Genomic DNA, 26,682 nt, shown 5'->3' with positions numbered 1-26,682 from the left:
GCACCAGCACTTCCTCCTGAAGATCCTCCAGTATTACGGCTAGGATCCCATGGATTACCAGCAGGTCCAAATAATTTAGAATCTGTGATATTTCTAGTACCAAGTTCTGGGTAGTTAGTTTGACCAAGTATAACAAAACCTAATTTAGCAAATTCTTTTGCTACAGGACCACTCTCATCAGCAATTTTACCCTTGTTTAGATATACACCATTAGTGTAGTCACCATTTTTAAGTTGATCAAGACCTTTGATTAAAGCAGGAACACCTAAGAATGGTTGAGCTTTCCAATCTACAGGATTAGCAGCAAGTTTACCAGCACTAATACGATTATCAATTTCTTTAGCTGTTCTATATGCTTCATCAACAATAGCTTTAGGAATTTTCCCATTTTCTGTTGTTAGTACAGCGTTTAATTTAGGATTTTCTTCTGCAATAACTTTGTAAGCTAAGTCAACAAGTTCTGTACTAGTAACTTTTTTCTCACGGATTAATTGAGCAAGTTCTAGAGCACTTTTTTGTTTATATTCAGCTACTGTGAATTGCGCTTTTGGTTTAACAGTTTCGTTGTTAATAACACTTGCACTATTAGTTGTTTCATTGTTATTTACAGTTGTTGGTTTTATACTGTTAGCTAGACTAGCAGGAGTAGTAGCTGTTGTTTCTGCAACATTGTTAGTAGTAGAAATACTAGCAGTTTTTTCGCTAGTAGTTTCTGGTTTATTAACAGTTGAAGTTGTAGCAGCTTTATCTTCATTAGCTTTGGCTTGATTATCGTTAGCTAAAACAGGGAATAACGCTGCAGCAGCAAATGCTGGGATAAGAACATATTTAATATTATTTTTTTTCATTTTTAACTCCTATTATAAAATAAATATTTAAATAAATGATTGAAGCTCTGAAAAAGCTTTCTATTTACGATTATACTCCCGTAATGATTATCAATCAAGTAAATAAATTTCTAAAATAAAAAAATATAAGTGACTTAATAATATTTTTTTATTATTACATCTTAAGTCACTTATATTTTTTATTTAAATTAATTTGTTATAGTTCTTAAATTAGTATCCTTTTAAGGCGTTCAAACGAGCTTCTGATTGCCCTTTACCATCTTTTTTCTCACCTTGGTATACTGCAGATTCCCATGATCCGTACATAGGGTTAGGGAAGATGATGAATTTATCACCAAATTCTGCTTTTAATTGTTCAAACATTTTATCTCTATCAGCTTCTGATTTAGTAGAGAATTCAGCGAAGTCGACTAAGTTATCACCAAATAACATAACAAGATTAGTATGTTTTAAAACTTCTTGACGACGTCCTTCTTTAGATTTGTCACCTTCTTTTTTGAACATTAGGTGATCGCGTCCTTGAACAGGTAATCCTTGTGCTTCAAGGTTTTTAATAGTTGCATCTACTTGAGCATCTGTTCTATCAGAAATGTAGTAGATTTGAACTTTATTTTTATCTGCAAATTGTAAGAATTCTTTAGCTCCAGCTACAGGAGTTGCTTCTGCTTTTTGAACCCATTCGTCCCATAATTTAGGATTAAATGCAGTTCCATCTTTAATCATTTTTACTTGGAATGGAATGTTGCTTAATACTGTTTCATCAATATCTAATACGATAGAATAAGGTTTATTCGTAGGTTGTTTTAATAATTCTTTTAATTTATTAGTAGCAACGTTATAACCTTGTTGATATAATGCATCTACTTCAGCAGCATTTTGATACCATAGAGTCCCCATAGTATTTTCTCTAGATCTAAGTTGATCATAAGTAAGAGTTATTTTATTATCCCCACTCTTATTTTCTTCTTTTTTTTCTTCAGTTTTTTGTGCACATCCAGTTGCAAGAACAACTGTAGCTAATACTGAAGAAATAGTCATAACAAGTTTTTTATTTTTCATAATATATATAGCTCCTTTTGTTATCTACATATACAAGTATAGAATATAAATATAAAAAATTCAATGTATAATTATTTTTGAAAAATTTATAAATTAAATATTTTTTCATAGAAAATACATGTTACCAAAGAAAACGCTTTACAAAATAATAATTAAATAAAAATAATAATATTATTTTTTTAGGTGGTCAGTTAGCTAATCTTAGAAAAATTATTTATATTCTAAAATATATAAATAATAGTGGAATATTACTGAGAAAGAATAATAAAAATCATAGAAAGAATTGAAAAGTAGAAAAATATATAGAACTTGTAAAAAATATTTATTCTAAGATTCAAATAAACACGACTGAAATGTTATGATAATTTCAGTCGTGTTTATTATAAAATATTAATTAGTCGTAATATTTTATCGTAATAGGAATAATTATTTTCCAAAATATTTTTTTCATCTTTCACAAGTTCGGGTTCATCGGTAATAATACCATCTGCGGGACTCTGTAAATATTTAGTGATTAAAGCTGGATTGTTTATAGTCCATACAAAAACTTGTTTATTTTCTTTTCTAGCTTGCTCGACTAGACGATCTCTATATGAGAAGTCTTCTATGACGAAAAAGTCAATATTACTATGATGAAAATTTCCGAATTGAAGAGGAATAACATAACCAGTTTCTAAGTTTGGTACTTTTGTTTCTAGTTCTTCCATAACTTTAGAGTTTAATGACATAAACTTATAATTTTCAAGTTTTAATCTCTTAATTTCACCAATTAATATGTCGATATAATTAGATGGTTCAGCTCCATGAGGTTTAAGTTCGATTACAAGCTTCATGTTTAATTCTTTCGCTTTATTTACAAATTCTTCTAATGATGGAATTTTACTAGTAAAATCACCTTGTTTAATTGTTAGTCCTACTACTTCATCAAAATTCATATCTTGAACTCGTTTATTCAATCCTGCAAGTCTTTTTAAATTATAATCGTGCATTACTACAAATTTATTGTCTTTTGTTAGAATAATATCAAATTCTACGTAATCAGCACCAACTTCAGCCGCTCCTTCAAGCGCTTCTATTGAATTCTCTACACCTTTAGCAACATATCCACGGTGAGCTATAGTCTCAATGTTTTTGTTAACACCGTTTCCGTACATATTAAAACCATTCATAAGAACCGCAACAACTATAATTACTGTAGTCAATGTTACTACCAATCTTGATTTTTTCTTATTCTCATTAAGATTATTAACCAGTTTTTCGGATATTTCATTATGATCTATTAGAACAGTTATTAATGAAGTTATAACCGTTACTTTTGAAATAACACCTAAAAAGAAGATAATTCCACTTATCGAAGAGAAAAATAGTGTTTGTATAATCGGATTATTACCATCATTATCGAAATAGATACAAATGTATGTAATTATACCAGTTAAAACTGCAGCAATTAATAAATATATTATTTCAAACAATAGTATAGTTAAGACAAGTTTTCTTTTACCAGTTTTTGTAAGTTCCCAACTTCTTTTAATACTATCCAGTATATTTTCATCACCGACAGCAGTTAGTGGAAGGGTAAAAATTAGTCTGAGATTCAGATAAGCAAAAACTATCATAATTAGTCCCCATATAATAAGCCCACTGTTAGTTTTCATAATTTCACTACTTATAAACTTCGGTATAAATAAATTCTTTGCAAGAACAGATTTTACCCCAAGATTTATCGTAGGTATAGTTATTAAAAAGTAGAATATAAAGAATAAGGTTTGAAAACCTGCAAGATTTTTTGTCTTAGTCCACGCATTGGCTAATATACTTCGAAATGAATATTGTTTTTCTGTTAATTGACCATAAATGGTAAAGGTTAGTATAGAAAACTCAATAAACATAAAAAATGCTACAATAAGAACTAGTAAGTTTAAAATCACAAAACTATAGGGATTAGTAAGGATATGTAGTATATTGTTCTTATCTAAATGTTCTTCACCTGCAAGTGTAAGAGCGAGTTGGAAGATTCTAGATATAAGCCATAAACCACAAATAAGCATTAGCTGAATAATTGCGGCAATAGATATATATGTAAATTTATAGCGATTTATATTTTTTAGTACATTGGAAAATAAATTATAAATCTTAAAATCCATGCTAACCTCACTTTCTATAGTATTTTTATGCTATTAGATTATATCAAAATTACTATTTTCAAGCAAGGATAAGAAGCTTTAAAAAATATTTATGGTAACGTTACTTTTTCCTATTGACATTTGTGGTAGAAGAGGTGTACAATAAAAAAGTAACGTTACCATTAGTGTTTGGTAAACGTTAAGAGTCATTATATAAAAAAATACAAAGGAGAAAGAACTATGGACTTAAAAAAAGTTGTAAAAGAAGTTGTTGAACATAGTGGTGGTCAAGAAAACTTACGATCTGTTGTTCACTGTGCAACTCGTCTTCGTTTAGAATTAAACGATGAAAAAAAATATAATAAAGAAAAATTAGAGGATATTGAAGGTGTTAAAGGTGTATTCTTTAATAATGGTCAACTTCAATTAATCTTCGGAAGTGGTCTTGTTCAACAAGTTTACGCGGCATATAATGAAGTATTTAAAGGTGCTGCTTCAAATAGTGAAGAAGATTCAAGTGAAACTGTTAAAAAACCAAAAGGAAATCCACTACAGCGTTTTGTAAAAATGTTAAGTGATATTTTCGTTCCGATTATCCCAGCGATCGTTGCTGGTGGTCTTTTAATGGGTATCAATAACGTCTTAACAGCTAAAGATTTATTCTACACTGGTAAATCAGTTATTGAAGCTAACCCAGGTATTGCAGGTCTTGCTGATATGGTTAACGTATTTGCTAATGCACCGTTTGTATTCTTACCTGTATTAATTGGTTTCTCTGCTACTAAACGTTTTGGTGGTAACCCATATCTTGGGGCAGCACTTGCGATGTTAATGGTTCACCCAGATGTAATGAACTTTTATGTATTTGGTAAATTAGATCCATCTACAAACCAACTTCTTGCTCCAGCATTAGATATCGTTAACCAAAGTGGTCAAGCAGTTGATGGACTGCAAAGACTTACATCTCTTCAATACTGGGATGTATTTGGATTTAAGATTGCTAAAGTAGGATATCAAGGAACTGTATTACCAATCCTTGCAGCTGCTTGGTTATTAGCGACAATTGAAAAATTCTTACGTCGTGTAACTCCATCATGGTTAGATAACTTAACTACACCATTAGTTTCATTATTCGTAACTGGATTTGTAACATTCGCATGGATGGGGCCTGTACTTCGTGAAGCTGGTACTTTATTAGGTGAAGGATTACAATGGTTATACATGCAAGGTGGATTCGTAGGAGCAGGTATTTTCGGTTTATTCTACGCACCAATCGTAATCACTGGATTACACCAAAGCTTCTCTGCTATCGAAACTCAATTACTAGCTGCAACAGGATTAACATTTATCTTTCCAATCGCATCTATGTCTAACGTAGCACAAGGTGCAGCGGTTCTTGCAGTATTAGTATTCTCTAAAAACACAAAAATGAAATCAATCTCATCAGCATCTGGAATTTCTGCATTATTAGGTATTACAGAGCCGGCTATGTTCGGGGTTAACTTAAGACTTAGATATCCATTCTACGGAGCTATTGTAGGAAGTGCGGTAGGAAGTGCATGGATTGGATTAAACAAAGTATTTGCATCAGCATTAGGAGCGGCAGGTCTTCCAGGATTCTTATCAATTCCTGCTAACCACTGGTCAACATTTGGTATTGGTTTAGCATTATCATTCATAGTTTCATTCTCAGTAACAGCATACTTCTTCAAGACTAAGAAGGAACTTGTAAATGCTAGCTAATAACTGGAAACAAAATCTTCATTTAGAACCTACTAAAGGTTGGCTTAATGATCCGAATGGATTAGCTTACTTTAAAGGTAAATATCATATTTTTCACCAATATTCATATGAAGTAAACGGAGGACTAAAATTATGGTATTACTATACTAGTAGTGATCTAAAAAATTATGAAGATCGTGGCGTTTTCTTAACACCAACGATTGAAGAAGAAACACATGGTGTGTATTCAGGAAGTGCCAATATAGAAGACGGAAAATTAGTCTTCTATTACACAGGAAATGTGAAATATCAAGGAAATTATGATTACGTTCATGCTGGACGTGGTCATAATACCATATCTTTTGAAACGGAAGATGGAATTAATTTTACTGAGAAAAAATGTCTGTTAAAAACAGATGATTACCCTAATATGTCAAATCATGTTAGGGATCCAAAGATATTTGAAAAAAATGGAAAAAAATATCTAGTGCTAGGTGCTAGAGATAGTAATGATTGTGGATGTTTATTAGTATTCGATAAGGATACTCTTAAACCGTATAAAACTATTTACTCAGAAAAAAATCTAGGATTCATGTGGGAATGTCCTGATTATTTTGAAGTAGATGGAAAAGAAATATTTATGTTTTCACCTCAAGGTATTACAAGAATGTACCCATATTATGAAAATATGTATCAAATTGGATATTCTGTTGTAGAAGAAGGAATTGAAAATGTAGATAAATTAGATAACTTCACATTATTAGATTATGGACATGATTTTTATGCATCACAAACATTTTTAGATGAGGATAATAACCGTGTACTAATTGGTTGGATGTATGTGCCGGATAGTAGTTATACTAATCCAACTACGAAGTTTGGTTACCAAAACTGTCTAACAGTGCCTCGTGTAGTAAATTACAAAGATGGAAAAGTTAGACAAACCTTACATAAATCGGTGAAAGATTTATTAGGTAGCAATATTAAAACTAATGACTTTAATAAAAATACATGGTATTATAAACAAGAACATGGAAAAGATTTTGAAATTAGCGTAGCTGATTTTAAAGTTAGCTATAAAGATAAAGAATTAAAAGTTTCTTTTGGAACTAGTGGCTATGGAAGAGATGATAGAAAATATAAACTGAGTTTAGAAAATATAGAGATAGTATTCGATAGTTCATCAATTGAATTATTCGCTAATGATGGATCATTTACAATTTCTACAAGATTCTATCCAGAAAATCACGATGTAAAAATATTAGCTACTAATTATGTAGCAAAAGAACTTGGAGCAATCGAAATTAGAGAGGAGAACTAAAATGGCAGTTTTATGTATAGGAGAGATGCTAATTGACTTTATTGGTGAAGGTGTAGGAACAATCGATAAAGTAAAATCATTTAAAAAAGAGGCTGGAGGCTGTGTAGCGAACGTTGCTTGTGTTGCGCAAAAACTAGGTCATAAGAGTTATTTATTAACATCACTTGGGCAAGATGGTTTTGGTGATTTTCTAGAAAATACTTTAAAAAATGAAAATGTTGACTGCAAATATGTTAGCCGTAAAGCTGATAGTTTCACACCATTAGCATTTGTTTCTTTAGATGAAACTGGGGACCGTTCATTTAGTTTTTACTTCAAAGGTTCATCAACGTTAAGAATTAGTAAGGAAGATGTAGAGAAAGTTGATTTATCTGAAATCGAAGCAATTCACTTCGCAAGTATCGCCATACAAGAAGAATCAAAAGATAGCCATCATTTATTACTAAAAAAAGCTAAAGAAGCGGGAGTGTTAATTTCTTTTGATGTTAACTTACGATTCAATCTTTGGGATGATCACAAAGTATACCTTGAAACTATTAAAGAATTCTTACCTTATGTTGATGTAATAAAAGTTGCTGATAATGAATTAGAATTCTTAACAGGAACTACTAATATCGAAGAAGCATTAAAAAAAGACTTCAGCTACATGAAAGTTGTTCTTTATACTAAAGGAGAACACGGTGCAGAAGTTTATTATGAAAATCATAAAGTGGTAACTGAAATACCTGATATAAAAGCCGTTGATACTACTGGGGCAGGGGATGCTTTTGCTGGTTCATTCTTATCTAAACTATTAAATCATGATGATCTTAATAATATTTCAGAAGAAGAATTAGCGCGTATGGCAACATTTGCGACAAACTACGCTAGTTTAACAACTACAAAAACAGGTGCAATCTCAAGTTACTTAACTGAAGAAGAATACAATAATTTAATATAAGTAAAAAATAAGTCCTAATTAGGGCTTATTTTTTATTAAATAGAAAAATTAAGGCACGTATGATAAAATTAATAATAATGATGAAAAATAAATAATAAAAAAAGTTGGTGTAAGTATGCAAAATAATATAAAAATAAGATTATCAGTTGATAACTTCTATGATAATATTTCAAAAAACAAACAAAAGACAAAAATTGATCCGAAAGAACTTAGTAAGTCATTAGGATATGATGAAAAAATTATTAATGAATTTCCTGATGAAATTAATATGGGGCTTTCCTGCGGAAATCCAATTAATCACTTGAAGATTAAGGAAGGACAATCTTTAATTGATTTAGGATGTGGTGCTGGAATGGATATTTTCATAACAAAGATGAAGAATCCGAAAGTAGGTACACTTTATGGTTTGGATAGATTAGATTCAATGTTAGAAAAGGCGAAAAAGGTTCGTGATAATAAGAGGTTTGATAATATTGAATTTATAAAAGGAGAGTTAATAAATATTCCTTTAGCAGATAGGTCTGTAGATAGAGTTATTAGTAACTGTGTTATCAATCTTGAACCTGATAAGCAAAAAGTATATGACGAAATTCATCGTATTTTAAAGGAAGATGGTATGTTTGTAATATCTGATATTATTTTGAAAAAAGAATTACCATTAGAATGGAAAAATTCTAGTAGAATGCACTGTACTTGAGTGGCTGGTGCTCTTCTGGAAGGAGAGATGGCTGAGATTATTGAAAAAGCGGGATTCATGAAGTTTCAAATCATTAATTCAGACGTAACAGATGAATATGCAGAAAAATGGGGCTATGGAAAAGAAATGAAAGATTATATCCAAAGTGGGTTACTTATTGGAAGAAAATAATTATTTTGGCTAATGTTTTAGAAAACGTTAGTCATTTATTTTGGCATGTATAGACAAAAAAGTTAAAATATAAAGAAACAAATAATAATCAAGGAAAAAATTTTTTTTTTTCTAATTTTGTTGTTGATTAGAGAATAAAATTTGTAATTTTGGTATAATAGATTGTATAGACAACTTTTTTCAATGGTTATGTTATAAAGTAAAATATAAAAAAGTATACAGAATAACTTAGATTTTACTAAGAAAAAACTGTTAATATGTGTTTAGTATTTTAAATAATAGTTTAAACTAGATTTTAGTTAGTTTATATATAATAAATTTATATAGGAAAAATAATAGAAGAAGATAGTAAGGAGTGAAGGTCAATGAGATTATTATTAGCCGAGGATGAAAAAGATTTAGCAGATGCACTAGAAGCGATGTTAAAACATAATAATTACTCAGTTGATGTAGTAAATAATGGACAAGATGCATTAGATTATCTTATGTTAGATGATTATGATGGAGCAATTTTAGATGTTATGATGCCACAAATGGATGGAGTAACAGTTGTAAGAAAATTAAGAGAAAATAAAAAAAGCACACCAGTATTACTACTTACAGCAAAATCTGAGATTGAAGACAAGGTCTATGGTCTAGATAGTGGAGCAGATGATTATATGACTAAACCTTTTGTAACAAGAGAGTTATTAGCAAGGGTACGTTCTATGACAAGAAGACAAGCTACATTTACAAGTAATGTACTAGAATTAGGAAATGTAAGTTTAAGTAAACATACATTTGAGTTATCTACAGAAAAAGATAAAGTAAGATTATCTAATAAAGAATATCAAATGATGGAAATGTTAATGAGAAATCCAGGGAATGTAATTCAAACTGAGCAATTTTTAGAAAGAATCTGGGGATATGACAGTGATTCAGAAATTAATGTAGTATGGGTTAATATTTCTTACTTAAGAAAAAAACTAAAAGCATTAGATGCTAATGTACACATTAAAGCTACAAGAAATGTCGGATATACATTGGAGATGTCAGATGTTTAAAAGTCTAAGGAAAAAATTTATAGCCACTGCTGTAGGTAGTGTAGCTGTAGTAATAGCAATACTTGCTATAGCATTAAACTTCATAAATTTTTATAAATTAGAAGAAAGAATAGACACAACATTATTAGATGCTTCAAAATCACAAGCATTGATAAAAATCTTTGCAGAAGAAGAGGGTGATGATTTAGTAATAACAAAAAATTCATCAAGTTCTACAGAGTATAACGGTTTTTCGATTGCTAAGATTGATAATAATGGCAAAATAATTAAGGCTTATAGAGATGATTCTTTAATACCAGATCAAGATGCTCTGCAAAGCAAAGTGATTGAAGCGTTAGAAAAAGGAAAAACTAGCGGGTTTATAGGCAGTTATAGATTTATAAAAGTTGATACAAGTGTAGGAAATTTAATATTATTTTTAAATTGTCAACGAGAATTAGATTCTTATGAATCTTTTGTACAAAATAGTATTTTAATTTCTATTGGAGTAATAATATCAGTGCTTGTTTTAATTATTCTTGTTTCTAAGAGAGTTATCGCGCCGATACAGGATACTTACATAAAGCAAAAACAATTCATAACAGGAGCTAGTCATGAGTTAAAAACACCGTTAGCTATTATTAGTTCTAATGCTGATGTATTAGAGATGATGAATGGTGATTCAAAATGGACGCAAAATATACATAATCAAGTAGATAGATTGTCTAGTTTAGTTAATAGCTTAGTAGTATTTAGTCGTATGGAAGAAAAAGATACAGTAGAAAGAACGCACTTTGACTTAACTGAGGCATTGAAATTAAGAATTGAAGATTTTGATGAATTAGCTAACTTCCAAAAAAAGAATATTGTAGCGGATGTTGATCCCAACCTGAAGTACTATGGAGAAAAAGATTCTATAATTCAGTTAATGGATATTTTATTAGAAAATGCAATCAAATATGCACCGGAAGACAGTGATATATCGGTAAAACTTAATAAAAATAGAAGATATGCTACTTTAAAAGTTTCTAATAGAGCCGATGTACAGAAAGGTGATTTAAGTAAAGTTTTCGATCGTTTCTATAGATTAGATGAATCTAGAAATAGTGCGATAAAAGGTTATGGTATAGGATTATCTATGGCGCAACTTATAGCAGAAAAACATAAAGAAACAATTCGAGCCTATGCACCAGAAGATGGAATCTTCAAGATAGAAGTGCGATTTACATTAGTTGATAGAAAATAAATTATTAGTAATCCTCTAAACCGTTTTGGTTTGGAGGATTATTTTTTAAAGAAATTTCTGTAGGAGGAATATTTATGGAAAGTTTAATAGAATTTTATTTTAGATTGTTCGAATATATTAAAGCTAACTGGAAGAAATATATAGAATTATTTAAAAAAATGTCAATTTTTGAAAAAAGTATTCAATGTTTATTATTTGTGATAGAATTAATTATTATATTTTATTTAACGGTTGAAATATCCAAGGACATAGATTCTCTTGTGCCTTTTGTATCTTTTGCTACATTATTGATTGTGTTTTTAGTACATCAGTATTTTTATAGAAAAATAAAGGTGAAGATAGAAAATCGAGAAATGAAATAAATTTTAATGGTGATTATAAAAAGAAATAACTATTTAAAGACAACTGTATAAAAATAAAAACTTCAAAATTAACTTGTTTCTAAGTTATTTTGAAGTTTTTATTTATCTATTTTTAATCTCTTTTTTTATTCTACGTATAGTTTTTGAAGAAAGATATATAGAAGTTCCATCTTTAAAAATTACAGTTTTACTATCTAATTTATCGATATTATCTAAATTTATAGCGTAAGATCTATGGCATATATAAATTGATGGGTGTAAAATTTCAAGATTTGATATTTTACCGAAGAAAATTATTTCTTTATTATTTACTAAATTTAATCTTATTTTGTGACCTTCTAATGCTTCAAAATATAGCAGTTCATTAATGTCATAGAACTCTTGTTTAAGTCCGACTTTAATTGGAACTTTTCCTATATTAGAATTTAGTTTAGTACTTTGTATGTATTGTTCGTATGCTTTTGTAAGAGCTTTTCGTATACTTTCATCCATATCGTCACTATTTTTAGTAATATAGGCTAAGGGTGCTATCATTTCATTCAAAATTCTCATCTGCATATTATCAAAATTCGTTATATATATAAGTTTTGCAAAAGGATCGATATCACGGATTTTCTTTCCTAAGTCTATACCAGTCATAGCATTTTCACCTAGATCAATATCCAAGAAATAACTGTTAGCAATACCGTGTTTAGGAGCTTCTTCCAAAATATTTAACGGATCAGTAGATGATGTTATAATTTCTACAGATAAATCATTAATCATAATATAATTTTTTATGACTTGTTCTATTTTCTTTAAAACCTCATTATTATCTTCACAAATAAAAATTTTCATCTATAACTCCCCCTCAATTGTAAGTATTTGTTTAAATAGATTATCTTCGATTCTAGTATTTAAAATCATATTATGCTTACTAATTATGTCGTTTGCAGAGCTTAATCCTATTCCTCTATTTTCACCTTTTGTAGAATACCCACTTTCATTAATCTTGTCTATATCTAAATTGGTATTTTTAAATGTATTTGTTATTTGAATAACAATCGTTTTGTTAGCTTTTAAAATTATTAATTCTATAAATCTATTATTGTCTAACTCTAAGCCAGCCTCTAAAGAATTATCCAAGAAAATTCCTAATATACGACTTAGCTGCATTTCATTAACATAAAAATTATCAATCTCATCTTCAACACTAATATTAACTTTAAAATCATTATTTTGAGCGCTAATGATTTTATTTGTTAATAAATTTTTAATAGATGGAACTTTAATATTGTTCAAATGAGAAAGAACGATATTATCAAGCTCAATTTTTGTGTTGAGGTTCTTTATATTGTTGTAGAAATAGTCTCTTAACTTTATATTATTTACTTCATTACTAGTTATATACCCCTCAAGTCCTAAAATAATATTATTAAAATCATGTTTGAATTTTCTAATCTCATTATTATTTTTCTCTAATGATTCGATATATTTTTTCTGTTGTTCTAACTTTTGCTTTTCAGCCTCAACCTCTATCTTAATATGAAGATTCTTAAGAAGAGAAGAGGAGATGAGAATGAATAATATAAAGAAGAAAGTGATAACACTTATGGACATATAGTAAAGAGGTATGTTATTACTTTCCATAACAGAGTTTATGCTTAGAAAATTATAAAAAACAAGAATAAACACAGAAATAAAAAGTAATAAATTATAAATGACACTACTTTGTTGTTTTGTAAAATTATTTAAATTAATTGTGAATAGTTTTACAAAAATAAAAGTTAGTATGGAAAAAACTACTTTATCCATTATATTAATCCAAAGAGTAATCTTTAGAATAGTATATACTAATGTTACTAGTAATTCAGATGTTTTAAATAATGCTGTTGTGTATAATATAGTAAATATTAAATTGAAGAGATTAAATTTAACATTTTTTCTTTTTAATATTGCAAATATAGGGAAAATTATTAAAAGTATTATAAAAAAATTAAAGATATAATAAGAAAAATAATAAGTCAACATAAAAATTCCTGAAAATATTATTAAATCATGCCTGTTAAGCTTTACTTGATAAATTTGTTTTATAATATTACATATAGAAATAAATAATAAAATCATTATTGGAATATGATAGTATATAATTTCAAAATAATCTTTCATAATACGCTCCCAAAATAAGTGTTAATTAGATTCTAACATTTAATAATAGGAATATCAATAGTAATGATATTATGAATATAATTTTTCTATTCAGGAATAAATATAACCTTCTAGGAAAAAATAGAGTATATTTATAATATCGATGTATAATAAAATCATAAGAGGTACCACTTAAAATAATAAATTAGGAGATGAAAAAATGATGAATAATATTTTAGAACAAAAGTTCACAGAATTAAACAAAAAAGAACAAGAGAAATTAAATGGTGGCGATGGATGGTGGGATGCTACCATGATAGGAATGTGTGCAGTAGGAGGTGGAGCTATTGGAGGAATTGTCAGTGGATTATTTACAGGTGGAGCTGCTACAGGTGCTGGATTTGCAATAGGTTCACATTATGCTGCAATAGGATGTACCGCAATAAGATATCTTTAGTTAATATATAGGAGATGATTGATATGAAAGAATTAACAAATGGTGAATTGACAGTTATAAATGGAGGAGGTGAACGAGGATTAGCTAAAGTTGCTAATGGACTATGGAATGGAGCGGAGTGTGGTCTTACAGTAGCGGAATATAGTGGATTTAATCCGTGGTTTACAAGCGCTGCAATAGGAGTGTGTTTTCTATATGGAGTTTATACGGGATAAACTTAAAAAAGTATTATTTATAATAATTGGAATTTGCAATTTTATAGTTATACCCGTAGTGTTATTAATTTTTTCTGGGAAGAGAGATTGGTATGGAATACTATACGTAGGCTTAATGAGTATATTTTTTTCTTTACTTATAATAGTGAGTTATAGACGATTTACTGTACCTAAAATTATAGAAAATCATTTAATTCCAAGAGATAAGAAAAGTTATTATATTATTACGATAATTTTTATCGTAATAGCTTTAATAATTTATATTATATTACTTTATCTAAATTCAGATTTTGAAGAAATAATGATGATTATTGGTTCTATATGGCTTATCTGGATAATAATAATAATTTATTTAAAAGAAACTATATACTTTAAGTTATGGTGATAAAGAGGGGATGGAAATCCCCTCTTTCTATAAAAAATGAGGTGATAAAAAATGAATAAAATACTAATGTCAATTATGGTTGTATCAGCTATATTTTCTAATACTTCAACTATTCATGCAAATGATATAGCGATTAACAATAACATAGAAGAAAAGGAAGTTACAGAAGATGAATATATTCAAAATGTGGATAAATTTAATAAGTTAAATATGAAAGAGATTTACTCTAAATTTGAAAATAAAGAGACATTTGTATTATATCTTGGAAGAAAAACTTGCCCGCATTGTAGAAAATTTTCTCCAATATTGAGAGAATTTAATACTTTATATGGAAATAAGCTAAATTATTATGATATACAAAGTCCGGATTTAGATAAAGATGCTAAAGTTTTTCTTTCAAAATTAAAAATTCCTGGAGTACCAGCTGTATTATATGTAAAAGAAGGTAAAGTAGTAAATGGTTGGGCAGGAATCGGGATAACAGCTAAGGGTTTGTATGAAAGATTTTTCAAAGAAGATACTGCGAGTATAGAGAAGAGAACAATGCAAGATTCTAATATTAGTAGAAAAGAAAATAATGTTATCGAAACTAATAAAGAATTAATAACTACAAATGAACATATAGAAAAAATTCAGATTAGTAAAAATAATGTTGAAGAGAATAAAGTAAAAATTTTACCTAAAACATCAAGTGTAAGATAAGGAGAGAAATTTTATGGGGAAACAGAAAATTTTAAATGAAGTGCAAATAAAAGAAAATAATAAGGTTAAGGAATTAACAAATTTTGAAATAGAAAAAATAACTGGGGGAGATTTTTGGGGAGATCTTTTTGAATTATTAAGAATGAAAAGAAGGGATATTGTGGATGGAAAGATGAATAATAATTTTTTCTTGATTTAAGGAGCATATAATGAGAAAAAGAATAAAATATATAAAACAAACAGATCCAAAAGATTGCGGACCAGTTTGTATGGCTATGATTTCTAATTATTATGGTTATAGCGTATCTGTGACAAGACTGCGTGAGTACGGGGGGACAGATCTTCAGGGCACGAATATTGCAGGGCTTATGAAAATAGCTGGGAAGCTGGGGTTTAATGCTCGGGGTGTTCGTGCCGAAGATCCTTCGGCTTTAAATGAAATACCTACTCCATCAATAGCACATGTAATAACAAAAGATGGATTTGCTCATTTTGTTATAATAGAGGAAGTAAGAAATAATATAGTTACTGTAGTAGATCCTGCTAAAGGACGTAGAACAGAAAAAATAGAGGAATTTTGTCAATATTGGACAGGGGTATTGGTATTAATAGAAAAGAATAAATACTTTAAAAAAGGTGATGAAAGTATAAAATTCCTACCGATGATGTGGAGTGTGCTGAAACCGAATAAGAATCTTATTGTCGCCATATTTATAGCGTCTTTATTTTTAAACCTATTTGGTTTTTTAGGAACGTTTTATTTTAAATTTTTGGTTGATGATATAGTACCAAATCAACTTTTAACCAGTTTACATACTATATCACTCGGGATATTATTTATGTATGTATTACAAAATGTTTTAACATTTGCTAGAAATCATTTGATATTGTATTTTGGAATGCGTACAGACTTTAGCTTGATGTTGGGTTATTATAAACATGTGCTAAGTCTACCTATGAATTTCTTTGAAACAAGAAAAGTAGGAGAGATTTTATCTCGTTTTATGGATGCGAGTAAAATAAGAGACGCGATTGCATCGGCAGCAGTAACATCTCTAATAGATATAGTAATGATAATAGTAGGAAGTATAATATTGTATATTCAAAATTCTACTTTATTTTTAATAACGTTACTGACTATTCCGATATACGTAACTTTAGCTTATGTTTTTTCTAAACCATATAATAGATATAACGAAGAACAAATGGAATCAAATGCGAAGTTAAATTCGTATTTAGTTGAATCGATAAGTGGTATTCAAACAATACGTGCATATCAAGCTGAAGATGAAATTTTTGTAAAAGCAGAAAGTTATTTTATAAAACTAATGAAGAAAATATTTAAGCTTGGTATGTACACGAATGCTCAAAGTTCTATAAAAGGTTTCTTAGATTTAGCAGTAAGTTTATTTATTCTATGGATAGGTTCGACTTATGTTATAAGAGGAGAAATGACGTTAGGGGATTTACTAACATTTAACGCATTAGTAATATATTTTTTAGGACCTATAGAACGTTTCATAGAATTACAACCTAAAATACAGTCAGCTACTATAGCTACAAAAAGATTAGGAGAAATATTAGAACTTAAGAGTGAAAGTGAAGCGCAAACGGGTACTAATAGGTATCAATGTACAGTAGCACATTATCCATTATATTGTCTTCATTCTGAAATGAAAGATGTTAGTTTTGGATATGGAAATCGTGGAAATGTTTTAGAAAATATAAATATAAAATTTTATCCAGGGCAACACATTGCCTTTGTAGGAGAAAGTGGTAGTGGGAAATCTACACTTGCGAAATTATTGGTGAGATTTTATCAACCAAATGAAGGAGAGATAAAAATAGATAGTCATAGAATAGAAGCAATAAAAGATGAGTATTTACGATCTCGAATATCATACGTTACACAAGATACCTTCTTTTTCAGTGGAACTATACTAGAGAATCTTTTATACGGTATTGATTTTGTGAATAATATGGAAGATGTGGTAAAAGCTTGTGAATATGCGGAAATACATGAATTTATTGATAGCCTACCTCAGAAGTATGAAACTGTACTAGAAGAAAATGGGAAAAATTTAAGTGGGGGGCAATTGCAACGCCTTTCTATTGCTAAAGCATTACTGAAAAAACCTAGTATTTTAATTTTAGATGAGGCAACTAGTGCATTAGATTCTATCACAGAACAAAAGATTATAAAAAGATTAAAAACAATAGATTTTGAAACAGGATTTAAAGATGAAAAGCCAACAATAATAATGATAGCCCATAGGTTAAGTACGATAAAACATGCAGATCAAATATTTGTATTAAAAGATAAAAAAATTGTAGAAACAGGTAAACATGAAGAATTGATTTGTAATGAGGGTGAGTACTATGAGCTATGGAAGAATCAAATGATATAGGAGAAACTACTATGGTAAATAAAAATGGAATGAAAAAATTATATAGTTTAAAGCAATTAGAAGATAGTAATGTTCTCCTAAATAAAAAGCCACCGGTATTTATAAAGAAACTTCTTATGATATTAGTAGGAGTATTAGTTATATTAGTGCTATTTATCACATTTTTTAAGGTAGATATTAGTGTAGATGTTAATGCAAGTGTAGAACCTTCTAAAGATATTATAACTTTAAAAGCTACGTCAAAAGCAGAAATAGAGGAAATTTATAAGAAAGATGGAGACACAGTTGAAGAAGGTGAAAAAATATTAAAACTTAAAAATATAGAAAAAGAAGTAAATTCAAAACTACTTAATGAGACTAAAGAGAATTTAGAGAAGAAAAAACAACAACTACAAAGATTACATGATAGTATTAGTAGTGGGGTAAATAAACTAAATTCAGATGATCCGGTAAGTTATGTTGATGAATATAATAATTATATTCAAAGTATAAATACACTTCAAACAGAAAATAATGTTCAAGCGAATTCAGCACTGAGAGGAAAGAACGATACTTCAGCGGTGGATAATTTAGAAGTGGAAAAAGAAGTGTTAGTTGAAAAAATAAATAAGATTATCGAATTATATAATAATGAGCAAGATTCTCAGATGAAATTAAGATTAAAAGAACAAATATCGCAAGGACAAAGCGATTTATCAAAATTACAAAAAACAATAGATGTATCCTATAAAAATATCAATAAAAGAAATAGTGAAATCAATGCAGCGGCAAGTGATATAGCTACTCAAGGGAATGCAAAAGTAGAAAATTTAAAAACTACTACATTAAGTAGTATAAGTTCAAAACTTACTGAAGTAGGTGACGCATTAAAGGTGAAAACTAGTGAGGTTAACGGTAATAAAGAGTTAATGAATGATTTAGAAATAAAGGCTGTTCATAAAGGGAAAATAAGATTAGAAAAAAATCTAACAAAAGGAAACGGGGTAGAATTATCACAACCACTGGTAAGCATCCTACAAGAAGAAAGTAAAAATAAAGTTATCTTATATATTCAACCGAAGGACATTAAAAGTATGAAAAAAGATAAACAGATTACTATTCAGTTTGACAATGAGGATAAAAGTATTGTTAAAGGAAGAGTTCAAGAGATTTCAGAATTACCAACTACTTTTACAAAACAAGTTAAGGATTCTAATAAAGAACAAAATATTACTGTCTATGAAGTAAAAGTAGATGTACAAAGTGGAGATGAAAAACTTGCATATGGAATGGTAGGTGCTGCAAATGTAAAAGTGGGAAAAGAGTCTATGTGGAATTATGTGAAAAGACATTTATTTGGTGGTAGTAAAATCAGTACTTAACACTGTGTTGGAGGAATAAACTATGTTTAGAAGTAAGTATTTTGCAATGGTTTCTTGGTTATTTACTATTATTTTTATAGGACTAAAGATTTCTGGGTCAGAATATCCTAGTATTCAGATAATAGTAGTTTCATTTATAATCTCTATAGAGAGAACAGTAGGATATTTTATAAATAAGTATAGAGATAATTTAAAGGAGTAATCTCAGTGTACTTAAAAGAACATCATTTTAAGTATAAAATTTGCTAATTCAGGTAATTAGTTATAGATTTTGATAACGTTTTATGTTATAATTAGTGAAAGGGAAATCCTTTAATTTTATAGGAGGAGGGTTTTATTATGAAACCATTCAAAAGAACAGTGGAGAAAGTATTAGCGTGGATTGCTAATATTATATTAATAGTAATTACAGGATTTTTATCTTATGGCTCATTCTTTAAGGTTTCTCTTTTAAAAGATAATCAAGAATTTTTAAATCTTTTTAAAGATGAACTTGCTAAAAATCCTAATGGGGTAAATTTATCGGCTGAGCAACTTCTTGATTATACGATTCAAGGACTTAAGATGTATTCAGTTCTATTAATTGTATTAGTTGTGGTAGCATTATTAGCATCATTCTTAATGAAAAAACGTATTTTATCAGGGATACTTTTCTTATTATTAGCAATAGTAGTAGCTGTTGGAACAGTAGGGGTATTAATACCTGTATATTTATTATATTTCATCGTAGCAATTATGCTATTTGTTAGAAAAGAAAACCCTGCGGAATATCAAGAAACAGTTAATTATTTGTAAGTATTAAATTAAGGAGAATTTCTATGATAGGTAATATTTTAGTTTTTTGTCAATTGTTTATAGTTTTATATAGTCTTTATATAAGCTTTAAAAATTCGGAGTATATGAAACAATCTAATTGGCATAATAGTATAATTTGTTATGTATTTCTAGGTATGATTAGCAATAATACGGATAATATATCTACTAAAGCAATTCTTACATTAGTAATGTTTTTAATATTAATAAGCGACTTTAATACTATAAAAATATTAAGAAATAACGATACAGAAATAGCTGCAGAAAAAATATAACTATTTATTCTGATTAATCGTATAGAAACACTATACAAAAAGTATATACTTTAGAGTAATTTTAAAATTATGATTTTCTTAGAGTCATAATTTTAAGATTACTCTTTTTTATTATTTTAATGTATATTTAATATATAAAATTTTTTATGTGAAATTTAGTTAATCAAATTTTAATTAATCACAATATTGTGGTATAATTTATAAAGATAAATAATGAAGGACTTACTATGGAAAAATATAATTATAATGAAAGATTAATAGAAAAATTAAATATTACTTCTTTTATAGAAAAATATAATTTTGATAATGAATTATATAATACAGCAATTTTTTGTGCACTTAGTTCAATTGACAGTCATAGATTAGAAGGTGATAGTATTGAATCAAAATCACTTTTACTTGGTGATTATTTTAGTTTTGAGTATTATAGTTTATTGATAGGTAGTTTAGATAAGTTGACTATCCTCACAGAAACTATGCAGAATGGATACTTACAGCTAATTGCTAGAGAGATTAGTGAGAATGAATTTTTTCTAAGTGTTATAAAGACTTGGTTTAACTTCTATAATGTTGAATTTCAAGAGTCTGATATTAAAATGGTAACCTTTGTTTAAGTTAATGGAGAATAGAATGTTAAAACAGTATGATACGTTGGTACATGAGGTATTAGAAGATATTTTCGAAATTACTAGAAGTAATGATGAACAATTAGATGAGATTGTAAAAAAGTATTTTCTAAATGGAGGTAAAAGGGTTAGAGTACTTCTTTTACTAATGTGTGCTAAATTAGGAAATTTTGAACTAAATAAAAAAGACATTATTAGAATGGCTAGTATAGTTGAAATCATTCATACTGCTAGTTTAATTCATGATGATATTATAGATAATGCTGATACTAGACGAGGCAGTGTTACGATGAATAAAGAATATAGTAATGAGTTTGCTCTTCGCGTAGGGGATTATTTATTTTCTGTAGTTTTAAAAGAAGTGGCTAAGTTTAATAATGAGAAAATACATCTATATTTAGCACAAACGCTTAAAGAATTATGTATTGGTGAGCTTATTCAAGAGGATGGCTTATACGATATTAAAACTAGAAAACTGGATTATCTTAAAAAAATTAAGAGAAAGACTGCAATATTAATAGCTTTTGCTTGTGTAGCAGGGAGTATAGTCGCGGATGCTTCTAATGAAGATATAAGAAGTGCTTTTTCATACGGTTATTATTTGGGGATGAGTTATCAGATAATTGATGACTATCTTGATTTCGCAGGAGGAGCACAAAATCTTGGAAAAGAAGTCGGACAGGACTTAATGAACGGTAATATTACATTACCAGCTTTATTAGCTAAGGAAGAAAAGCCAGAGCTATTTTATAATTTTACAAAAGATACGAGTAGTGAAGAAAAAGACGAAATAATAAATTATATAAAAAACAACGATAAAGTTTTATCAGAAACATTGGCTGTAAGTAGACGATATTTAGAAAAAGCTCAGGAGAGTATCGATAATATTGATTCTACTGTAAAAACTGAATTGACATTTATTATGAATAAGTTAGCAAGGAGAGAAAATTAGATGGATATACAACAATTTTTAGAGGAATTAAAAGATATAGATTTTTCCGCATTAGATAGAGAGCAACAAGAGGAGTTTCGTACAATACTTTTAGATAATGGATTATTTGATGAGTGTTTAGAATTGTCTAGAATTATTTATGAACAAAATAGAGAAGACGATACTGCAATTGAAGGGTATGTTCACAATCTTCTATATCTAGATAAGAAGGATGATGCTTTAGTAGTATTATACAATTCACCAAAAACACCTTCAATTTTATATCAAGAAGGATTAATATATTTAGAAGATGAACTATATGAAATAGCTGAAGATAAGTTCTTAGCAGCTAGAGCAGGAACAGATTTTGATGAGGCAATTCGTGCAATTGATAAAGAGTTAGTAGGGATTTATTTATCAACAGGAAGAGAAGATAAAGCTAGAAACTTAAGTGAGAGAATTTTCTATGAAGAACCATCTTTAGAAAATTTCCAAACAGCATTTGACAATTTATATGCTTTAGGATTATTTGAAGAGGCTATTGACTTCTATAATCAAAATGGAAGAGGGTATGAGGATGCAGGAATTCTGTTCTCATTAGCATTCGCTTATAATCAAATTCAGAATTTAGAAAAATCAAAAATGCACTTATTAAAAACTATCGCAATCGATCCTGATTTCACTGAAGCATACTTACACTTAGGACATATGTCAAAAGGTGACGAAGCTAAGAGATATTTAGAAAAATATATTGAGTTACAAGGAATGGCTATCAGCGGTTACCTGCACCTGATTTCATTATATAAAGATGATCAACAATATGATAATATCCGTACTTTAATGCAAGAAGTATTAACAGCACAGGGTATTTCAGAAGAAACATTATTTATTGCTATAAATGCACTTAAATCATTATATGAGTATGAGAAAATCTATGATTTATATAATGGAAACTCATTAATAAAAGATGATCCAATTCTTTTAGGTGCAGCTTTAAATGCTCTATCAGAAGAGGAAGATTATATTGACTTTGTTGAAGAAGAAGTCGTTACATATTTTGATGTTCTACACGATGATCCAACATATGTAGAAACTTTAAGAAATGTTTATGACTTAACAGGAAGCCCAAGAGTACTTGATATAATCAATCATTTTGAACATCACCACGGACCACATGGACATCATTAATACAATGAAAAATATATTAAGAATAGGAGGTGCTAGTTATGGATTATAGTTTTAAAGATATTTATTCGCCAGCCAAGTCGGTAGTCGAAACAGATAGTTATGTAATTTATCAAACATTAAAATCAAAATTATATTTTAGTGGAAATTATCTATTAATGAAAAAAGAACCTACCACTGTAGATGAGCTTGAATATTATATTTCCTCTTGTAGAAATTTCTTTAGAGATAAAGGTGTCAATTTTATTCATTTAGCAGCAATGGAAAATGTTACATTATCGAGAAAACTAAAGAGATATTTGAAAAAGGAAAGTTTTAGTGAAATTAACCTGAATTTATATTATTTAAACACTAGAAATTTTGTAGAACAAGAGCCAAGTGATTTTTCAGTCGAATATCTACAAAAAATTGATTTGAATAGATATTTAAAATTTCAATATAAAATAGATATTGAAGCTAGTAATGAAGAATGGGCTGAGCATAATCAGACTTTACTTTATGAAAATATTAGATCTGAAAGTATTAAACAGCTTGTAGCTAAAGATGGTGAAAAGATTGTTGGATCTGCTAATATTATTGTGAAAAATAATTTCTTTGAAATCGATAATCTATATATAGCACCAGAATATAGAAATCGTGGAATTGCTAAGCACATTATTAACTTTGCAATAAACAATGAAAGAAAAGAAAATGTTATTTTGGTAGTTGATGCCAATGATACTCCAAAATATATGTATGAAAGTATGGGTTTTTCAAAAATATCTGAGCAAGATTTTTATTTGAAAACCAATGTGTAAATTAAAGAAGGGTAATTCAGATGCATATTGAGTTACTCTTTTTAGTAATTAAAATAAATTAAAAAGTTCAATAATTTAAGAATGTAATTTATAATTATAGAGATGAAATTAGTTTTTATAATTATTTTTGTGATATTATTGTTAAAAGGTCTGATATGTAGTAAACTATTATAAGAATACTAATAGAAAAAAGGATGTGAGTAAAGTAGTGAAGAGAGCTTGGAAAAGATTTTTAAAGTTTATAATTGAATCAACGGCAGTGGTTTTAGTTATTTACGGTGTATTTTCAGCAGGAGCACATATAAAAGCTAAGAAAGATGCCATTAAGCAGCAGGAACTTGCTCAACAAGAAGCTCAGAAAGAAGAAAATAAACAAGAAGAGCCAGTGATTGAGAATAAAAAGCTTAGTGAAATCGAGTTAAATGAAGCTATGGAAAATCTAATTGAGCAGTATAAAGGAAACAATGAGATAGGTATTGTCTATAAAAACTTTGCTACAGGATACAGATATGCGCAAGAAGATAATCATTACTTTACAGCAGCTAGTACGGTTAAAGTGATATACGCAATGAAGATATATGATCGAATAAGAAATGGTGAAATATCAAAAAATGCAGATATAGCTTACAATGAAAAATTTCTTGAAGAAGGTAACGGGCAAATAACTAATAGTCCAAAGAAAGATAGTTACAAGCTGGAATACGTAATACAAAATATGATTCAATATTCCGATAATACGGCTACAAATATGTTGGTAGGTAATAGTGCGACAGCAGCTGATTTAGTAGTTAAATATGTTGCTAGTCTTGGAGCGAGATTACCACAAGAAGAAGCTCAAAATAATAAAATTACTCCGGCTATGATGGAGTTGGTTTGGACGAAGTTATATAAAGAACGTGATAAATATCCTGAACTAATAAAATACCTTGAGGATTCTGAAGACGGAGAATGGATTAAAGACGGAATACCAAATAAAAAAATAGCAAGTAAGTATGGTGCGATAGACACAAACTATCATGATACGGCAATTGTTTTTGGTGATAAGGATTATATGTTATTAATATATACTAATAATCTAAGTAAATCTAGACAAAGTATAAAAAATATAGCTAAGAAAATTGATGAAATCACAAATAATAATATGTAAAAAACATATGATGTGAAAATCAATTGTTAATATATGAAAGAATGATAGCGTAGTGGTTAAATAACTACTATGCTATTATTTTATTTTAAATATAAGAAATAGATGTATAAATTAAAGTGAAGTAATATGATTTTCTATGTAATTTACCCTTATTTCTTTATTATTTTCAATTTTCATGCTATAATTAACAGGTTATATAAATAAGACAGTATATAAAATTGAATAAATTAAGGAGAAACAAATGACAACATTTGAAGAATTAGGGGTTAGTCAAGAAACCGTTCAATCACTAACCAATATGAATTTTATATCTCCAACTGGTATTCAAACAGAAACAATTCCATATGTTTTATCAGGAATTGATATTTTAGCGCAAGCACAAACAGGATCAGGAAAAACAGGTGCTTTTGGAATACCGTTAGTAGATACAGTAAGGCGCAATGATCAATTACAATCATTGATTCTTGCCCCAACAAGAGAATTAGCTCAACAAGTAGGAGAACAACTTCGACTTATGTCAAGAGCAAAAGGATTAAAAGTCAGCATCGTATTTGGTGGAACAAGTATTGAAAGACAAATTCAAGATTTGAAAAAACGCCCACAAATTATAGTAGGGACACCAGGACGTGTAATTGACCATATTAATAGAAGAACGATAAAATTAGAAACATTAACACATTTAGTATTAGATGAAGCAGACGAAATGCTAAATATGGGATTCATCGAAGATGTTAGATTTATTTTATCGAAGATAACTTCAAGACATCAAACACTGTTGTTCTCTGCAACAATGCCAAAAACAATTATGGAACTTTCTAAAGAATTTATGAAAGATTATAAACTTATTAAAACAATAAGTGATGAAGATCTTAAGCCAGATATTACAGAATATGCAACTATTGCTAGAGAAAATGAAAAATTAGAAACTTTAATTGGATTTTTAGATGTTCAAAATCCAAATTTAGCTATTATATTTGGAAGAACTAAGCGTCGTGTTGACGAATTAGCAAGTGCTCTAATTGCCAAAGGATATTTAGCAGAAGGTTTACACGGAGATATTACTCAATCAAAACGATTAGAAATTTTACGTAAATTCAAAAATAATTCATTACAAATTCTTGTTGCAACTGATGTTGCAGCACGTGGTATTGATATTAGTGATGTTACACATGTTTATAACTTCGATATTCCACAAGATGTAGAAAGTTACACGCACAGAATTGGAAGAACTGGTAGAGCAGGAAAATCAGGAGTAGCAATAACATTCTTAAATCCTGTGGAAATGCCGTATCTAAAAGATATTGAAAGCTCTCGCGGTGAGCGAATGAAAATGCTAAGACCTTACTCTCAAGATGAAGTGAAAAAAGCACGTCACAATAGATTATTTGATGAAGTAATTTCAGAAATGGATAAAAACCATGTTGAGTTTAATAGTCTAGCCAATAAACTTTTAGCTGAAACAAATGCTGAGAAAATCATTACTATATTATTAAGTAAATTAATAAATGATAAAAAAGAAGTTGATGTGGAATTATCATTTGAAAAACCACTTCCACGTAGACAAGATAAAGGTAAACGTTCTAATAGAGGAAACGATAGACGTCGCAGATCTGATAATAGAGACAAAAGAAATAGAAATGAGCGCCGTGGTACTGATAAAAAATTCTTTGACAAAAAAGGTCGTAGAATGCAAAATAAATAGGTATATATAGGTTGTATACTAAATCCGGGGCATGGAAAAA

At 28.7% G+C, this 26,682-nt stretch carries 28 protein-coding genes; 23 read left to right on the top strand and 5 right to left on the bottom strand.

All coding sequences use genetic code 11. The features are described 5' to 3' along the window. The 3 genes from HMPREF3186_RS06280 to HMPREF3186_RS06270 all read right to left on the bottom strand — a co-directional run. The coding region (locus HMPREF3186_RS06280) for an amidase family protein (protein WP_269446633.1) at positions 1-848 on the bottom strand (848 nt) is incomplete at its 3' end. Positions 849-1,058: 210 nt separating this feature from the next. After that, positions 1,059-1,907 (bottom strand): 5'-nucleotidase, lipoprotein e(P4) family, encoded by an 849-nt coding sequence (locus tag HMPREF3186_RS06275; RefSeq protein WP_060914423.1) that lies wholly within the window; start codon positions 1,905-1,907, stop codon positions 1,059-1,061. 380 nt (positions 1,908-2,287) lie between these two features. Then, on the bottom strand, positions 2,288-4,051 hold the full coding sequence (locus HMPREF3186_RS06270; RefSeq protein ID WP_060914422.1) for a glycerophosphodiester phosphodiesterase: 1,764 nt from the start codon (positions 4,049-4,051) through the stop codon (positions 2,288-2,290). 219 nt (positions 4,052-4,270) lie between these two features. On the opposite strand from HMPREF3186_RS06270, the gene HMPREF3186_RS06265 reads away from it, so the two are divergent. The 8 genes from HMPREF3186_RS06265 (at position 4,271) to HMPREF3186_RS06230 (ending at position 11,511) form a co-directional block, all read left to right on the top strand. Beyond that, positions 4,271-5,773: a sucrose-specific PTS transporter subunit IIBC gene (locus HMPREF3186_RS06265; protein ID WP_060914421.1), complete on the top strand. Its 1,503-nt coding sequence runs from the start codon at positions 4,271-4,273 to the stop codon at positions 5,771-5,773. Further along, a complete protein-coding gene (locus HMPREF3186_RS06260; protein ID WP_060914420.1) occupies positions 5,763-7,073 on the top strand; it encodes a glycoside hydrolase family 32 protein in 1,311 nt (436 codons plus the stop codon). Before HMPREF3186_RS06265 ends, HMPREF3186_RS06260 begins: the two co-directional genes overlap by 11 nt. A 1-nt stretch (position 7,074) precedes the next feature. Beyond that, positions 7,075-8,013 carry a carbohydrate kinase family protein gene (locus tag HMPREF3186_RS06255; protein WP_060914419.1) on the top strand — a complete coding sequence of 313 codons (939 nt, stop codon included), beginning with the start codon at positions 7,075-7,077 and terminating at the stop codon, positions 8,011-8,013. A 115-nt stretch (positions 8,014-8,128) separates the two neighbouring features. Then, positions 8,129-8,710, top strand: coding sequence for a methyltransferase domain-containing protein (locus HMPREF3186_RS06250; RefSeq protein ID WP_060914418.1), 582 nt, complete (start codon positions 8,129-8,131; stop codon positions 8,708-8,710). A 27-nt stretch (positions 8,711-8,737) separates the two neighbouring features. After that, positions 8,738-8,881: a hypothetical protein gene (locus tag HMPREF3186_RS06245; RefSeq protein WP_060914417.1), complete on the top strand. Its 144-nt coding sequence runs from the start codon at positions 8,738-8,740 to the stop codon at positions 8,879-8,881. A 365-nt stretch (positions 8,882-9,246) separates the two neighbouring features. Next, positions 9,247-9,924 (top strand): response regulator transcription factor, encoded by a 678-nt coding sequence (locus tag HMPREF3186_RS06240; protein WP_060914416.1) that lies wholly within the window; start codon positions 9,247-9,249, stop codon positions 9,922-9,924. Then, entirely contained in the window at positions 9,917-11,149 is a 1,233-nt protein-coding gene (locus HMPREF3186_RS06235) for a sensor histidine kinase (protein WP_060914415.1), read from the top strand. The genes HMPREF3186_RS06240 and HMPREF3186_RS06235 overlap by 8 nt, the downstream gene beginning before the upstream one ends. Positions 11,150-11,223: 74 nt before the next feature. Beyond that, positions 11,224-11,511: a hypothetical protein gene (locus HMPREF3186_RS06230; RefSeq protein WP_060914414.1), complete on the top strand. Its 288-nt coding sequence runs from the start codon at positions 11,224-11,226 to the stop codon at positions 11,509-11,511. A gap of 102 nt (positions 11,512-11,613) precedes the next feature. Here the strand turns inward: HMPREF3186_RS06230 and HMPREF3186_RS06225 are convergent, their stop codons facing one another. Continuing rightward, positions 11,614-12,348: a LytR/AlgR family response regulator transcription factor gene (locus tag HMPREF3186_RS06225; RefSeq protein ID WP_060914413.1), complete on the bottom strand. Its 735-nt coding sequence runs from the start codon at positions 12,346-12,348 to the stop codon at positions 11,614-11,616. Further along, the gene (locus HMPREF3186_RS06220; protein ID WP_060914412.1) at positions 12,349-13,659 is read right to left on the bottom strand and encodes a sensor histidine kinase; all 1,311 of its coding nucleotides are present in this window, start codon (positions 13,657-13,659) and stop codon (positions 12,349-12,351) included. It lies immediately after the preceding gene. A gap of 199 nt (positions 13,660-13,858) precedes the next feature. Between HMPREF3186_RS06220 and HMPREF3186_RS06215 the strand changes: the two genes are divergently transcribed. From HMPREF3186_RS06215 to HMPREF3186_RS06140, 15 genes are all read left to right on the top strand, one after another. Continuing rightward, positions 13,859-14,095 (top strand): hypothetical protein, encoded by a 237-nt coding sequence (locus tag HMPREF3186_RS06215; protein ID WP_060914411.1) that lies wholly within the window; start codon positions 13,859-13,861, stop codon positions 14,093-14,095. A 23-nt stretch (positions 14,096-14,118) separates the two neighbouring features. Next, on the top strand, positions 14,119-14,310 hold the full coding sequence (locus HMPREF3186_RS06210; RefSeq protein ID WP_060914410.1) for a hypothetical protein: 192 nt from the start codon (positions 14,119-14,121) through the stop codon (positions 14,308-14,310). Positions 14,311-14,746: 436 nt separating this feature from the next. Further along, on the top strand, positions 14,747-15,397 hold the full coding sequence (locus HMPREF3186_RS06200; protein ID WP_060914408.1) for a DUF6568 family protein: 651 nt from the start codon (positions 14,747-14,749) through the stop codon (positions 15,395-15,397). Positions 15,398-15,410: 13 nt separating this feature from the next. Continuing rightward, positions 15,411-15,596, top strand: a complete 186-nt coding sequence (locus tag HMPREF3186_RS06195; protein ID WP_060914407.1) for a hypothetical protein — start codon at positions 15,411-15,413, stop codon at positions 15,594-15,596. A gap of 10 nt (positions 15,597-15,606) precedes the next feature. Then, positions 15,607-17,805, top strand: a complete 2,199-nt coding sequence (locus HMPREF3186_RS06190) for a peptidase domain-containing ABC transporter (RefSeq protein ID WP_060914406.1) — start codon at positions 15,607-15,609, stop codon at positions 17,803-17,805. A gap of 11 nt (positions 17,806-17,816) precedes the next feature. Beyond that, positions 17,817-19,166 carry an HlyD family efflux transporter periplasmic adaptor subunit gene (locus HMPREF3186_RS06185; RefSeq protein WP_197415026.1) on the top strand — a complete coding sequence of 450 codons (1,350 nt, stop codon included), beginning with the start codon at positions 17,817-17,819 and terminating at the stop codon, positions 19,164-19,166. A gap of 22 nt (positions 19,167-19,188) precedes the next feature. Then, on the top strand, positions 19,189-19,368 hold the full coding sequence (locus HMPREF3186_RS06180) for a hypothetical protein (protein WP_060914404.1): 180 nt from the start codon (positions 19,189-19,191) through the stop codon (positions 19,366-19,368). 137 nt (positions 19,369-19,505) lie between these two features. Continuing rightward, the gene (locus tag HMPREF3186_RS06175; protein WP_060914403.1) at positions 19,506-19,961 is read left to right on the top strand and encodes a DUF4064 domain-containing protein; all 456 of its coding nucleotides are present in this window, start codon (positions 19,506-19,508) and stop codon (positions 19,959-19,961) included. A gap of 23 nt (positions 19,962-19,984) precedes the next feature. After that, positions 19,985-20,254: a hypothetical protein gene (locus tag HMPREF3186_RS06170; RefSeq protein ID WP_060914402.1), complete on the top strand. Its 270-nt coding sequence runs from the start codon at positions 19,985-19,987 to the stop codon at positions 20,252-20,254. Between the two features lie 227 nt (positions 20,255-20,481). Continuing rightward, entirely contained in the window at positions 20,482-20,868 is a 387-nt protein-coding gene (locus HMPREF3186_RS06165) for a hypothetical protein (RefSeq protein ID WP_060914401.1), read from the top strand. A gap of 16 nt (positions 20,869-20,884) precedes the next feature. After that, positions 20,885-21,832 carry a polyprenyl synthetase family protein gene (locus tag HMPREF3186_RS06160; RefSeq protein WP_060914400.1) on the top strand — a complete coding sequence of 316 codons (948 nt, stop codon included), beginning with the start codon at positions 20,885-20,887 and terminating at the stop codon, positions 21,830-21,832. Beyond that, positions 21,833-22,999 carry a tetratricopeptide repeat protein gene (locus HMPREF3186_RS06155; protein ID WP_060914399.1) on the top strand — a complete coding sequence of 389 codons (1,167 nt, stop codon included), beginning with the start codon at positions 21,833-21,835 and terminating at the stop codon, positions 22,997-22,999. Between the two features lie 38 nt (positions 23,000-23,037). Then, on the top strand, positions 23,038-23,793 hold the full coding sequence (locus HMPREF3186_RS06150) for a GNAT family N-acetyltransferase (RefSeq protein ID WP_060914398.1): 756 nt from the start codon (positions 23,038-23,040) through the stop codon (positions 23,791-23,793). A gap of 208 nt (positions 23,794-24,001) precedes the next feature. Further along, positions 24,002-24,940 (top strand): serine hydrolase, encoded by a 939-nt coding sequence (locus tag HMPREF3186_RS06145; RefSeq protein WP_060914397.1) that lies wholly within the window; start codon positions 24,002-24,004, stop codon positions 24,938-24,940. 241 nt (positions 24,941-25,181) lie between these two features. Then, on the top strand, positions 25,182-26,642 hold the full coding sequence (locus HMPREF3186_RS06140; protein WP_060914396.1) for a DEAD/DEAH box helicase: 1,461 nt from the start codon (positions 25,182-25,184) through the stop codon (positions 26,640-26,642). Positions 26,643-26,682: the final 40 nt, after the last annotated feature.

Source organism: Gemella haemolysans, assembly GCF_001553035.1.
Lineage (GTDB): Bacteria > Bacillota > Bacilli > Staphylococcales > Gemellaceae > Gemella > Gemella haemolysans_B.
This window is presented reverse-complemented; position numbering and strand designations above follow the sequence as displayed.

Excerpts from the sequence above, each read along its gene's own strand:
- HMPREF3186_RS06170 (WP_060914402.1), top strand. The coding sequence starts at position 19,985 with ATGATAGGTAATATTTTAGTTTTTTGTCAATTGTTTATAGTTTTATAT.
- HMPREF3186_RS06150 (WP_060914398.1), top strand. The coding sequence starts at position 23,038 with ATGGATTATAGTTTTAAAGATATTTATTCGCCAGCCAAGTCGGTAGTC.
- HMPREF3186_RS06210 (WP_060914410.1), top strand. The coding sequence starts at position 14,119 with ATGAAAGAATTAACAAATGGTGAATTGACAGTTATAAATGGAGGAGGT.
- HMPREF3186_RS06190 (WP_060914406.1), top strand. The coding sequence starts at position 15,607 with ATGAGAAAAAGAATAAAATATATAAAACAAACAGATCCAAAAGATTGC.
- HMPREF3186_RS06215 (WP_060914411.1), top strand. The coding sequence starts at position 13,859 with ATGATGAATAATATTTTAGAACAAAAGTTCACAGAATTAAACAAAAAA.
- HMPREF3186_RS06140 (WP_060914396.1), top strand. The coding sequence starts at position 25,182 with ATGACAACATTTGAAGAATTAGGGGTTAGTCAAGAAACCGTTCAATCA.
- HMPREF3186_RS06235 (WP_060914415.1), top strand. The coding sequence starts at position 9,917 with ATGTTTAAAAGTCTAAGGAAAAAATTTATAGCCACTGCTGTAGGTAGT.
- HMPREF3186_RS06250 (WP_060914418.1), top strand. The coding sequence starts at position 8,129 with ATGCAAAATAATATAAAAATAAGATTATCAGTTGATAACTTCTATGAT.
- HMPREF3186_RS06245 (WP_060914417.1), top strand. The coding sequence starts at position 8,738 with ATGGCTGAGATTATTGAAAAAGCGGGATTCATGAAGTTTCAAATCATT.
- HMPREF3186_RS06160 (WP_060914400.1), top strand. The coding sequence starts at position 20,885 with ATGTTAAAACAGTATGATACGTTGGTACATGAGGTATTAGAAGATATT.
- HMPREF3186_RS06175 (WP_060914403.1), top strand. The coding sequence starts at position 19,506 with ATGAAACCATTCAAAAGAACAGTGGAGAAAGTATTAGCGTGGATTGCT.
- HMPREF3186_RS06220 (WP_060914412.1), bottom strand. The coding sequence starts at position 13,659 with ATGAAAGATTATTTTGAAATTATATACTATCATATTCCAATAATGATT.
- HMPREF3186_RS06240 (WP_060914416.1), top strand. The coding sequence starts at position 9,247 with ATGAGATTATTATTAGCCGAGGATGAAAAAGATTTAGCAGATGCACTA.
- HMPREF3186_RS06275 (WP_060914423.1), bottom strand. The coding sequence starts at position 1,907 with ATGAAAAATAAAAAACTTGTTATGACTATTTCTTCAGTATTAGCTACA.
- HMPREF3186_RS06165 (WP_060914401.1), top strand. The coding sequence starts at position 20,482 with ATGGAAAAATATAATTATAATGAAAGATTAATAGAAAAATTAAATATT.
- HMPREF3186_RS06185 (WP_197415026.1), top strand. The coding sequence starts at position 17,817 with ATGGTAAATAAAAATGGAATGAAAAAATTATATAGTTTAAAGCAATTA.
- HMPREF3186_RS06270 (WP_060914422.1), bottom strand. The coding sequence starts at position 4,051 with ATGGATTTTAAGATTTATAATTTATTTTCCAATGTACTAAAAAATATA.
- HMPREF3186_RS06200 (WP_060914408.1), top strand. The coding sequence starts at position 14,747 with ATGAATAAAATACTAATGTCAATTATGGTTGTATCAGCTATATTTTCT.
- HMPREF3186_RS06180 (WP_060914404.1), top strand. The coding sequence starts at position 19,189 with ATGTTTAGAAGTAAGTATTTTGCAATGGTTTCTTGGTTATTTACTATT.
- HMPREF3186_RS06225 (WP_060914413.1), bottom strand. The coding sequence starts at position 12,348 with ATGAAAATTTTTATTTGTGAAGATAATAATGAGGTTTTAAAGAAAATA.
- HMPREF3186_RS06155 (WP_060914399.1), top strand. The coding sequence starts at position 21,833 with ATGGATATACAACAATTTTTAGAGGAATTAAAAGATATAGATTTTTCC.
- HMPREF3186_RS06255 (WP_060914419.1), top strand. The coding sequence starts at position 7,075 with ATGGCAGTTTTATGTATAGGAGAGATGCTAATTGACTTTATTGGTGAA.
- HMPREF3186_RS06230 (WP_060914414.1), top strand. The coding sequence starts at position 11,224 with ATGGAAAGTTTAATAGAATTTTATTTTAGATTGTTCGAATATATTAAA.
- HMPREF3186_RS06265 (WP_060914421.1), top strand. The coding sequence starts at position 4,271 with ATGGACTTAAAAAAAGTTGTAAAAGAAGTTGTTGAACATAGTGGTGGT.
- HMPREF3186_RS06260 (WP_060914420.1), top strand. The coding sequence starts at position 5,763 with ATGCTAGCTAATAACTGGAAACAAAATCTTCATTTAGAACCTACTAAA.
- HMPREF3186_RS06195 (WP_060914407.1), top strand. The coding sequence starts at position 15,411 with ATGGGGAAACAGAAAATTTTAAATGAAGTGCAAATAAAAGAAAATAAT.